The organism is Methanospirillum sp. (genome assembly GCF_035560735.1).
GTDB lineage: Archaea > Halobacteriota > Methanomicrobia > Methanomicrobiales > Methanospirillaceae > Methanospirillum.
This window is the reverse complement of sequence record NZ_DATMYY010000082.1, coordinates 23920-34996: the sequence shown is the minus strand read 5'-3', so window position 1 is coordinate 34996 and position 11077 is coordinate 23920. Positions and strand designations below refer to the sequence as shown.

Genomic DNA, 11077 nt, shown 5'->3' with positions numbered 1-11077 from the left:
GCCCAGGCAGGGCAATACCAACCTACTAATTGTCCTGCACCAATCTATGGTGTGAGAAGATATGGTTCAGATCGATGCATCAGTTTCAGCAGGAATCAAGAAGATTGCAGAGCAGGTTGCTGCTGTTTCTTCATTCCATGGGTATCAGGATACCGCATACTATCTCCCGATCTCCTATGCAATCTCTGGTTCAGGGATTGATTCAAAGCAGGCAGCGCAGCAGGTGTTTGAAGCAACTCACCAGAGTCCCCTGGTGGGTGCTGAAATCCTGCTTGCATGTCGGGGGGCCGTTGACGGCCCCCCATATACCGGTTTTATCGATGATGCAGTGATCAGAAAACTCGGGTACACCCTGGTGGACGGGAGTATACTTGGGCTGACCCTGATCGTCGGAAACCCATCAAAAGCAGATTATGCTGCTGCAATCTGCAGAGAGCTGCAGGAGAAACTCATGCTCACATTCCTTTCCGGTGGAGTTGTTGAATCCCTGACAGCAGCGGGAGTGAAGGTTGGACTTGATCTTCGGCTTGTTCCTCTTGGGAAAGATTCACTTGGTGCTGTCTATTTTGCAGACATCCTTGCCAGAGTTGCAATGATGTTTGGAGGCGTTGCAGCGGGTGATGCCCACCGTCTTGTGGCATATGCAACAGAGCGGGCCAAAGCATTTGTTATTGCTTTTTCCGGGATGACAAACGAGGAGATAGCGTTCATTGATGGTCTGCGGGTGCTTGGGATTCCTATCATTCATATGGGTGGATATGAAGGAAAGGACTGGACTCAGGCAGGTCCTACAGAGATCGTTAAAACCGGGATGGAACTGAGAGGGATCCGTATCCAGGTCACTTCAATACCGATTCCAATGGCCTGCTCTCCTGCCTTTGAAGGAAAGGCAATCAGGAAAGAGGAGATGTATGCAGAGTTTGGGGGGACCCGTTCACCGGCATTTGAACTCCTCAGGGTCAGGGATGCCCATGAAGTCACTGACGGGAAGGTCACGGTCATCGGCCTGGAGATTGACGGAGTCCAAAAGAAATCTGCAGCCCCGCTCGGTATCATCGTTGAAGTAGCCGGTAAGGCGATGAAGAAGGAGTTTGAACCGGTTCTTGAGCGTCGGATTCACAATTTCATCAATTACGGAGAGGGCTCGTGGCATTCAGCCCAACGTGATCAGATCTGGGTCAGGGTCTCGGAGGATGCCGTGGCACAGGGTCTGAAGATTGCAGATCTTGGAAAGCTTCTGGCTGCAAAGTTCAGGATGGATTTTCCGACCCTGCTTGATGCTGTACAGGTCACCATTCTCACGGACCGCGATCAGGTACTTGCTGCCCAGAAAGAAGCAGAGTTCATCTATTCAGAACGGGATGAACGGATAGCCGGGATGAAAGATGAGGATGTCACCTTGTATTACTCTTGCACCCTTTGCCAGACCTTTGCACCGAATCATGTCTGTGTGCTTACACCGGAGAGGCCGGCCCTCTGCGGGGCACTCACTTGGCTGGACGGAAAGACGGCCTACGAGATGTCACCGTCAGGAGCGAACCAGCCTATCGAAAAAGGTACTTTGATCAACGAAGAGGCAGGAGAGTACGAAGGAGTGAACCGGTTTGTCAGGCAGGCATCCCACGGGGAGGTCGAGCGTTGTGTCCTATATAGTATCATGGATGCTCCGATGACCTGCTGTGGTTGTTTTGAAGCAGTTGCCATGATCCTCCCTGAGACAAATGGGATCATGATCGTGAGCAGGGAGTACAAAGGCGAGACCCCCTCAGGTATGACCTTTTCAACCCTTGCCGGGACTATCGGTGGTGGGGCACAAACGCCCGGATTTATCGGGATTTCAAAAGGATACATCTTGTCTGATCGGTTTATCCAGGCAGAAGGCGGTCTTTCCAGGATCGTCTGGATGCCTTCGGTTGTCAAGGAAGAACTTGAGAAGAGACTTCGGGAAAAGATAGATTCTGCAGGACTATCCGATCTCTACGACAAGATCGCTGACGAAACCGTTGCAACTGATATTGAGGGCCTGCTTTCTTTCCTGACCTCGGTTGATCATCCCGCATTATCGATGGCCCCGCTGCTGTAGGTGCAAATCATGACGATATCATACACACCTGGTTGGACTGCATCGATCCGCGAGGTAGTAATCGGTGCAACCGCAGCAGAAGGAGGAACACGCCGTATCTCCTACAGGATCGGTGGTGAATCTGATCTCCCCTGTATCGGTCTGGGACAAAAACCCCTCATTGCTTTTGAGATCTGTGATGATCCTGCCCTCTGGCCTGATGTTGTCCGGAGTGCCTGCACAAAACTGATTGACAATCCACCTGCCTGGGCTGCATATGTAGACACAACCCTTCAGGCAGACCTCATAAGGCTCAATCTGACCTCTACACGAAGAAGGAATTTTGACGCATATGACTCTGTGGGAAAAACGGTCACTGCGATTCTTGCTGCGACGAGTCTTCCCCTGATCATCGAAGGGAGTGCAGATGCAGAGATTGACTCGGAAGTCTTCCAGCGGTGCGGTGAAGTAGGGGAGAAAGAGAGGCTTGTGCTTGGAACTGCAGAGGCTGCCAGGTATCGCAGTGTTGCAGCAGCAGCCATAGCATATGGTCATTCGGTCATTGCCCAGTCCCCGATAGATGTGAATCTTGCAAAGCAGCTCAACATCCTTCTCAGAGAGGCTGGTGTTCCTGATGATCGGATCATCATCGATCCCTACACTGGTGCACTTGGGTACGGGTTTGAGTATACCTATTCGACCATGGAGCGGATCAGGTTTGCAGCCCTGAAGGGAGATGCAGATCTTGCAATGCCTATGATTTGTGCTCCAACTGATACTTTGACCATCAAGGAGATCAGGGGAGCAGTCCACAATCATGAAACAGCAGTCTCCTGGGAGGTGGCAACTTCGATTGCTGCAGCCCTTGCCGGGGCAACAATCCTGGTTGTCAGGCATCCGGGCTCTCTTGCCCGGCTCAGAAAAGCAATAGATTCTCTTTGGAATCTGGAGGTGGCCTGATGGCACTCAAGGCCCTTGACATCTACAAACTGCTCCCCAAAAAGAATTGTAAAGAGTGCGGGGATCCGACATGCCTCACGTTTGCAATGAAATTGGCACAGGGAAAAGCCGAACCTGATCTCTGTCCGTACCTTGATGAAGAGGCGAAGAACATCCTTGGCGCCTCTACCCGACCCCCGATTCAGAAAGTGACGGTTGGCATGGGAACGCTCTCGTTCACGGTCGGTGAGGAGTTTGTCTTCTATCGGCACGAGAAGACGTTCTATCACCAGCCTGGAATTTTGTATGCAGTATCCGACATCGAGTCAGACGACCGGATAAGGGAGGTTACTTCCCAGGTCAGGGGATGCAAAGTAACAAGGATCGGCATTGACCTGCTGTTGAACGGGATTGCAATATCGGCTGATTCCGGATCTTCTGAGCGGTTTGCTGAGGCCATCTCAACGGTGGTGTCAGGAAACCCTGATCTCCCCCTGGTTCTGATGGCCTCTGATCCTGCTGTCATGGAGGCAGGGCTTGCGGTCTGCGGTAATTACCTGCCACTCATCAAGGGTGCAGGCGATCAGAGCTGCGAAGCATTCTGCTCATTAGCAAAGAAGTATGGGGCTCCACTCGTGGTCTCCGGGAGTAACCCGGAGAGGTTGGCAGCTAATGCAACTAAGTGTTCCGGGCTCGGTGTTACACAGATGATGCTGGATCTCTCAGGGACTGAAGGAGAGTTTGTCAGGACCTCAACTCTTGTTCGCCAGACAGCCCTTGCCAGATCTGTCCCTGGTCTTGGATATCCGGTGTTTCTCGATGCACGAACAACCGGTTTCTCCGGTCTTATCACCGGGATCGTCAAGTTTGCCTCTGTAATAGTGGTAAACCCACTCTCCCGGACCGAGATGCAGGCTGCTCTTGTGATGCGACAGAACATCTACACTGATCCGCAGAAACCGATCCAGATGACGCCCGGACTCTACCGGGTTGGAACACCTGGACGTGATGACCCGGTCTTCCTTACTGTCAACTTCTCGCTTACCTACTTTACCCTGCAGGGATACCTTGAATCAACCCGTCGTTCGTGCTGGCTCCTGATAGTTGACACAGAGGGAATGTCTGTTCTAACTGCGGTTGCAGCCGGGAAGCTGAGTGAGTCGGTTGTCAAGGATGCGATTGAAAAGTTTGCTTTAGGAGACGAAGTGAACAACAAGACCATCATCATTCCAGGGTATGCATCCCCGCTATCTGGCAGGATAGAGGAGTATACCGGATGGAAAGTCATCGTCGGTCCTCGTGATGCCGCAGAGATAGCATCGTTTATCGAGGAGGAGCTGAAGTAACCGATGCCCATCGTTACCTTTCTCCCAGGATTCAGGAAAGTAGAAGTATCTACATCTGACTCTCTCATGACTGCTGCTCAGAAGGCTGGCCTTGCTATCAACGCGGTCTGTGGCGGTGTAGGGAAGTGTGGAAAGTGTGTAATGTTCCACAAGTCAGGTCGAATCAGATTTGACACCGAACGGTTCAGGGAGTTCTTCAGCCAGGAAGAGAGAGATGCCGGTGCTATCCTCTCGTGCGAGGCATATCCTGAAGATGACTGCCAGATCATGGTCCCTGAACGGACGCTTATCCAGACTCAGCAGATTCTCATGAATGTGATGGGTCAGGAGACTCTGCTCAACCCGTCAATCCGGAAATATTACGTACAGGTCCAACCACCGACCCTTGCAACACCTACCTCAGATCTCTACCGGCTTCTGGATGCAATATCCAATTTAGACGGTCCCACAAGCAAACAAGTCTATGTACCGCTGGAGATTCTCCGGGTAATTCCCTCCATGCTCAGGGACAGCGGGTGGAAGGTCACTGCAACGATTGCCAGGCTCCCTGCAGGATTCAGGATGATCGAGATCGAGAAGGGTGATACTTCCAGCCAGCTGTATGGGGCTGCGGTAGATCTCGGAACCACCACTGTGGTTGCGTTTCTTCGCGATCTCAATACCGGTCAGGTGATCGGTGTTGGCTCTGCCTATAACAAGCAGATCTCCTGCGGCGAGGACATCCTCTCACGGGTCAACTACAGCAAGAGGAAAGGGCTCGTGCGGCTTCAGGAACTAGCAGTTGATTCTATAAACGCTGCGATAACCATGGCAGCGAACAATGCCGGAGTTGACAGAGATGACATCTGCGAGGTTGTGATTGCAGGAAACACCATCATGACCCACATGCTCCTTGCGATTGATCCCTCATACATGATCGAGGAGCCATATGTTCCGGTGGTCAGACGTTCGCTTACTGCTTCAGCCGGACGGGTGGGTCTGTCGATAAAGCCTGAAGGCAGTGTTTTCATCTTCCCTGCTGTCAGCGACTTCATCGGTGGGGATATTGTTGCTGATATTGTGGCATCAGGTATGGCAGAGAGTCCTGACATCTCCCTGCTGATAGATATCGGTACCAACTTTGAGGTGGTTCTTGGCAACAACGAGTGGATGTTTGCCTGTGCAGGGGCAGCAGGTCCGGCTCTTGAAGGGGGAGAGGTCCTTTTTGGGATGCGGGCAAATCCCGGAGCTATTGAGAAGGTCTCGATTGATCCAATAACTCTAGATCTCAAGTGCGAGACGATCAACGGGAAGAAACCGGTGGGCATCTGTGGTTCAGGACTTATTGATGTACTGGCAGAACTTTTGCGGTCCTGTGTTATTGACAGGACTGGGAGGATCAACACCACCATCAGCCATCCCCGCATACGCCAGGGTGAATACTTCCCTGAATTTGTGCTTGCCTGGAAGGATGAAACAGGTATCGGGAAAGATATCGTGGTGACAGAGAATGATATCAAGAACCTGATCATGAGCAAGGCCTCAACGCTTGCTGCATGTATTATCCTGATGAACCAGGCAGGAATAACCCGGGAGGATATCAAGAACCTTTATTTTGCAGGCGGGTTTGGGAACTACATCAACAAGGACAATGCGATTACAGTAGGGCTGATTCCCGAAGTGCCGGTGGATCGGATCATCAACCTTGGAAATGGTGCAGCAGAAGGGGCCAATATCGCTTTGATCAACAGGAAGATGAGAAAGTTTGTTGACGACATCGCATACCGGATAGGGTATGTCGAGCTCAATGCAGAGCCGACTTTCATGGATGAATATACAAAGGGGACATTCCTGCCCCACACCGATCTCACGCTCTTTCCCATGGTTGAGAAGAGTCTTGAGCTTTGTCGTCTCCGTGTAGAGGCTAAATAATGGCAGGTTTTTTGAAGTCTCCCTGCAGCATCGCATCAGGAGTTGGCTCCCTTCCCCATATAGATCCTACCCAGGCTGTTGATGATATTCTCAGGCTCTGTCCCTCAATGCCATACGCTCCGACCCTCCCCAACATCTCTCCCTTTGAAGCGATCATCTGGCATGACTCCGAGTTCTTACCTGGCAGGGTCGTTAATGGAAACAAGCTCTATGTTGATCGATCCATGGATTTCTCGCTTGAGATGGAGCAGGTGTACCTTGACTTCATGGAGCAGAATTTTGACCGGTATGCTGCTTCATCCGATTACGCGGCTGGTTACTTCGAGATGGCTAGCCGTGATCTCTCGAAGGTCTGGTGTGTAAAATGTCAAGTTACGGGTCCTGTTACATTCGGGCTGACCATCTCTGATCAGGATCGCCGTCCGCTTGCATATGATGCCCAGTACTTTGACATGCTCACCAAGATGCTGGCATTGCGGGCACGGTGGTATGAGATGCTGATGCAGAAGACCGGTGCCCGGCAGACATTGGTGGTTATTGACGAACCGTACCTCGCTGCCCTTGGATCGTCAGTGATGCAACTCACCCCCGAGATGGTTGGATCAGTCTTCGAGGATATCGGCTCTCTCATTGAAGGTGGCATCGGTGTTCACTGTTGTTCGAACACTGACTGGGGGCTCCTCATGTCCTTTAAACCTGCAGTCGTCTCGCTTGATGCATACGGTACTGCCAAGGAATTTCTTCTTTACCGCGACCAGATCAGATCGTATCTTGAAGCAGGAGGGATCATTGCCTGGGGAATTGTTCCTGCTGAACTTGACAAGTTCAACCTGGAAACGACTGAATCTCTCTGGCAACGGTACCTCTCTATAAGAAAAGAACTTGAACCGGTGGTCGGGAATACACTCTTTGATGCACAGGCTATTATCACCCCAAGCTGTGGTCTTCGCCTTGCTGATGTTCCAGGTGCCATCAGGATTATGGAAACTGTCGCCGAGATCTCGAAGCGTGCCCGGAGTCTATAACACATCCGGTTTCACACCTTTTTCTCTGGTCAGATAACCATCTTCAGAGGTGCCTCTTTACGTCCGGTTCCAAGGGCCGGAAATCCTTTCTTATCCGCACCCTGAGATCTTCTCAAGTTATGATAAGTCGTCTCCTCTTCATTGCAGTTCTTGTGTTCACCCTGATCACTCCGGTCCTGATTCAGGCTGCAGTTGATCCTCTCTCCCAGGCAGATGATGCCTATAATAACGGGGAGTACCAACGTGCGATCCGGTGGTATGATGAAGCCCTCTCTGCCAATCCAAACGATCAGGATGTTGTGATAGGGAGACTCAGATCTCTTGCAGCTCTCTCCAGGTGGGACGAGGTTGTGAACGGGGCTTCCCGGTTCAATCTCACTTCAGCAGATACCGGAGAGGTCTCTGTTCTTCGTGCTGAAGCAGCGGTTAAGACAGGAAATCCAAAAGAGGCACTGAATATCCTGGACAATACAATAGATCTGAACCGGACCGAGGAGGTGCGAATACGATCAGCCGCCCTTATCGCCCTTGATCGAAGTGAAGAAGCAGCTTCACTCATCAGAAATATGGAAAATGAAGGCCCTCTTGATCCCCGTCTTTCCCTCCTCATGGGAACCATTCTGATTGAAAAAGGAAATATTAGTGCATCTCTTCCTTACCTTGAAGAAGCTTATCTGGCTCTTCCAAATGATCCAGATGCTTCCACCTATCTTGGAGATGTTGCAACCTCTCTTGGAAAGTACGAAGAGGCTCTTGACTTTGCAAGTTCAGCAGCAGCCCTGAATCAGAGCGATCCGAGCGCCTGGGTGAATATTGCATACTTGAACAGCCGGCTTGGCAGATATGATGAAGCAATTGATGCCCTTGAACATCCTCTTGCTGTGACCCCAGATGATCCGCAGTTACTCAACGCAAAGGCGTATGCTCTGTATCTATCTGGACGCGGCAGTGAAGGCCGCACTCTTGCTGAAGAGGTGCTCAGACAACATCCGGGAAATCCGGGAGCCAAGGACACGCTGGGGTGTATCCTGCTCTCTGAAGGGAAAGTTCAGGAGGCAACCGAATACCTGGAACAGGCAGTAGAGTATCTCCCAAGGGATCCGGAAGTGCTCTCCCATCTTGCTGATGCGTATCATCAGCAGGGAATGGATAATAAGGCTGAAGATCTCTACCAACGCTCTCTCAGGATAGATGGGTCATCAGGTCGGGCATGGAAAGGGTACAGTGAGGTCCTCATTTCCCTTGAGCGGTTCCCGGAGGCGGCCTCCGCAATTGCTGAAGCATTCAAGTACTACCCGGGTGACTCAAAACTCATCGCCTGGGAAGAAAAGGCCGACAAAGTTCTCGTTGACTGGTATCTAAAAGAAGAGGCGGCAAACACCACAACAAGTCATGAATAATTAGCGCACAAAAATCTGCATCAGTTGGCTATCATCGGGTCAGGTGTCCCTTCGCTGAAGTCGTAGATCTCGGGTTTGAGAGTCTGCAGGTTTAGGATGACTGCCTGTGCTGGTGTCGGCTGGATATTCATCTGCTTCTGAAATGCGGTCTGGCTCTGCCAGGTTCCTGCATTGATTGCGAGCACTCCCCGGTACCGGGTGATCCCGGTGATGTGGACATGGCCACAGTGAACCACTTCTGGGATTGGATCAATGATGAGTCTATCGACAGTATCTGCTGCTATGGGGGTTCTTTTTCCATAACACGGAGCGAGGTGACGCCGCTTAAGCATCTCAGGGATCACATCATGAGCCTTCTCGTAACTGGCACCAGGTATCACACCGATGAGGTCATCAAATGATCTCCCATGGTACATGAGAATCCTGACCCCCTGAAGGTTGACAAGAGCGGGATTCTCGACCCAGATACAATTCGGTGGAAATGATCCAATGAACTTTTCAGGAATCACAGGTTGTGGCTCGGCTCCCCGTACCACATCGTGGTTCCCTGGTGCAAGTACTATCTTGAGATGTGACGGGAGCTGAGAGAGCATCTTTCCAAGCGCTTCGTATTGCCCGTAGATATTAGGTATTGTCAGCTCCTTGTCTTGTCCCGGGTAGATACCGATCCCATCCACCAGGTCTCCGGCTACCAGCAGGTACGAGATATCACTCTCTTTCAGCCAGTCAGAAAACCGTTTCCAGGCATCCTCAAGAAAGGTATCAGACCCGACGTGAATATCAGATATCAGTGCAGCATACCCGGGTTTATCACTCAGGTATGGTGAGTAGGTGAATGGGATATCAGGTCTGAAGAGTTGATCTGAGAACATGAGAGAACCCTCTGGTGAGAGGGTACCCCTGACCCCGATCACCTCGTCAGGCACGATCTTCTCTGCCTCTTCAAAGTCATCGCGGTCCTTGTTGAAGAGAACACTGATGAATCCGGTGGGATCCTCTATCTCTATCAGGCGATGTCCTTTTCCCGTGCTCCTGGCCTCGACCACCATCCCGGTGATGGCAAACTCTTCAGATTTGTACCGCGAATTCCTCTTCAATGCCTCGATTGGGATCGGGCTGCATCTTCCCCTGACCATCCCAGAGAGTCTGGTATACCGGTCATGAAAGTATGCGACATAATCCTCCACTCTTCCAGCCGGTCTGCAGGTGCCTTTTCTTCCTGCTATAACCTCAAGGGATGGATCTCCCAGAAACCGCACACCGTCTCTTGCCGGTTTAGTCCCTGGCAGGTGGCGGCCTGAAACTACCAGACAATCACGCGGGAGCGAAGAGATGATTCTTTCGATGAGACTGTCATCGTTTTGCTCCCTGATGTACCTGACCACATCGGGATGAACCTGAAGCCGGCAGTCCAGAAACCTCTCTACAATGGCGGATGAGTTAATAGGGCTCCCTCCGGGAATGTAGCAGTGAACTGGTCAGCTGAACAGAACCAGGCTTTGAAGACAGACTCACGGTACTATAGATGGGTTTTGAAATGGGATCAAGATTTTGAGACGCCGTTGTCCTGATGTTTTCCCATCCTGAAAGGTTACAGATGAACAGTGTCCGGCAGTTCAGTATTAATATTTCTCAGATGGAACCTACATACTTACACTATGGCAGCAAAGTCCGAAAAAAAGCCAATAAAAACTGTAATTTCAGATTTCTGGAAAAGTGAGGAGCAGATCCCATCTGCAGTCCGTGAAATCGCCTCTGTTCTGGTTACTGTTGGCATCATCGTAGCTATCCTCTTTCTGGGTTGTGGGACCTGGCCTGCCATTGTCACCATCGAATCAGAAAGTATGGTCCCCCATATGAATGTCGGCGATCTCGTTCTGGTGGTTGCTGCGGACCGGCTCGGGCCCCTTCAGAGCATGGCTGAAGGTAATGTTTCAGGGTACCAGAAATACAGCATGCCCGGTGATGTCATTATTTACCATCCGAACGGGAATACTGACCTTCATCCGATTATTCATCGTGCCCTTTATTGGGTTGAAGCCGGGCCGACAAATATCACATACCGTGAGATGAACAAGGCGAGCGGCCAGGTAGAGACGAAGCAGTACGTTGCTCCCCATGCCGGATATATCACAAAGGGAGATAATAACCCGGTTATTGATCAGACAGGATTTGGAGATAACTACCGGGGAACGGGTTCAGCCATCCAGCCGGTAAAGAAGGAGTGGATCGTTGGCAAGGCGGTTTATTCAGTACCGTATGTCGGATATCTGCCTCTGAATATCGGACCAGTCATAGTCATAGTAATCGCACTTATGATCCTTCAGGAACTCTATACCCGGCGCAAGAACTCCGGTTCCCAGAATAAGACCCAGACAAAGAAGAAGTAACGAG

The 11077-nt window shown here is 51.1% G+C and carries 8 protein-coding genes; 7 read left to right on the top strand and 1 reads right to left on the bottom strand.

The features are described 5' to 3' along the window. The first annotated feature begins 61 nt into the window (after window positions 1-61). The 6 genes from acsB (at window position 62) to VN429_RS02555 (ending at window position 8683) form a co-directional block, all read left to right on the top strand. Entirely contained in the window at window positions 62-2083 is a 2022-nt protein-coding gene (gene acsB / locus VN429_RS02580; RefSeq protein WP_325629465.1) for an acetyl-CoA decarbonylase/synthase complex subunit alpha/beta, read from the top strand. A gap of 9 nt (window positions 2084-2092) precedes the next feature. Beyond that, entirely contained in the window at window positions 2093-3022 is a 930-nt protein-coding gene (locus tag VN429_RS02575) for an acetyl-CoA decarbonylase/synthase complex subunit delta (protein WP_325629463.1), read from the top strand. After that, a complete protein-coding gene (gene acsC / locus VN429_RS02570; RefSeq protein ID WP_325629461.1) occupies window positions 3022-4347 on the top strand; it encodes an acetyl-CoA decarbonylase/synthase complex subunit gamma in 1326 nt (441 codons plus the stop codon). The genes VN429_RS02575 and acsC overlap by 1 nt, the downstream gene beginning before the upstream one ends. Before the next feature lie 3 nt (window positions 4348-4350). After that, window positions 4351-6258: an ASKHA domain-containing protein gene (locus tag VN429_RS02565; protein WP_325629459.1), complete on the top strand. Its 1908-nt coding sequence runs from the start codon at window positions 4351-4353 to the stop codon at window positions 6256-6258. 11 nt (window positions 6259-6269) lie between these two features. Then, window positions 6270-7283 (top strand): uroporphyrinogen decarboxylase/cobalamine-independent methonine synthase family protein, encoded by a 1014-nt coding sequence (locus tag VN429_RS02560; RefSeq protein ID WP_325629456.1) that lies wholly within the window; start codon window positions 6270-6272, stop codon window positions 7281-7283. A 119-nt stretch (window positions 7284-7402) separates the two neighbouring features. Then, entirely contained in the window at window positions 7403-8683 is a 1281-nt protein-coding gene (locus VN429_RS02555) for a tetratricopeptide repeat protein (RefSeq protein ID WP_325629454.1), read from the top strand. Window positions 8684-8703: 20 nt separating this feature from the next. Here VN429_RS02555 and VN429_RS02550 read toward each other — a convergent pair whose 3' ends face one another. Continuing rightward, window positions 8704-10128, bottom strand: coding sequence for a DNA-directed DNA polymerase II small subunit (locus VN429_RS02550; RefSeq protein ID WP_325629473.1), 1425 nt, complete (start codon window positions 10126-10128; stop codon window positions 8704-8706). 213 nt (window positions 10129-10341) lie between these two features. Between VN429_RS02550 and VN429_RS02545 the strand changes: the two genes are divergently transcribed. Next, the gene (locus VN429_RS02545) at window positions 10342-11073 is read left to right on the top strand and encodes a S24/S26 family peptidase (RefSeq protein WP_325629452.1); all 732 of its coding nucleotides are present in this window, start codon (window positions 10342-10344) and stop codon (window positions 11071-11073) included. Window positions 11074-11077 lie beyond the last annotated feature (4 nt).

Bases quoted from the DNA above. Each gene is read 5' to 3' on its own strand.
- acsB (WP_325629465.1), top strand. From the start codon at position 62: ATGGTTCAGATCGATGCATCAGTTTCAGCAGGAATCAAGAAGATTGCA.
- VN429_RS02575 (WP_325629463.1), top strand. From the start codon at position 2,093: ATGACGATATCATACACACCTGGTTGGACTGCATCGATCCGCGAGGTA.
- acsC (WP_325629461.1), top strand. From the start codon at position 3,022: ATGGCACTCAAGGCCCTTGACATCTACAAACTGCTCCCCAAAAAGAAT.
- VN429_RS02565 (WP_325629459.1), top strand. From the start codon at position 4,351: ATGCCCATCGTTACCTTTCTCCCAGGATTCAGGAAAGTAGAAGTATCT.
- VN429_RS02555 (WP_325629454.1), top strand. From the start codon at position 7,403: ATGATAAGTCGTCTCCTCTTCATTGCAGTTCTTGTGTTCACCCTGATC.
- VN429_RS02545 (WP_325629452.1), top strand. From the start codon at position 10,342: ATGGCAGCAAAGTCCGAAAAAAAGCCAATAAAAACTGTAATTTCAGAT.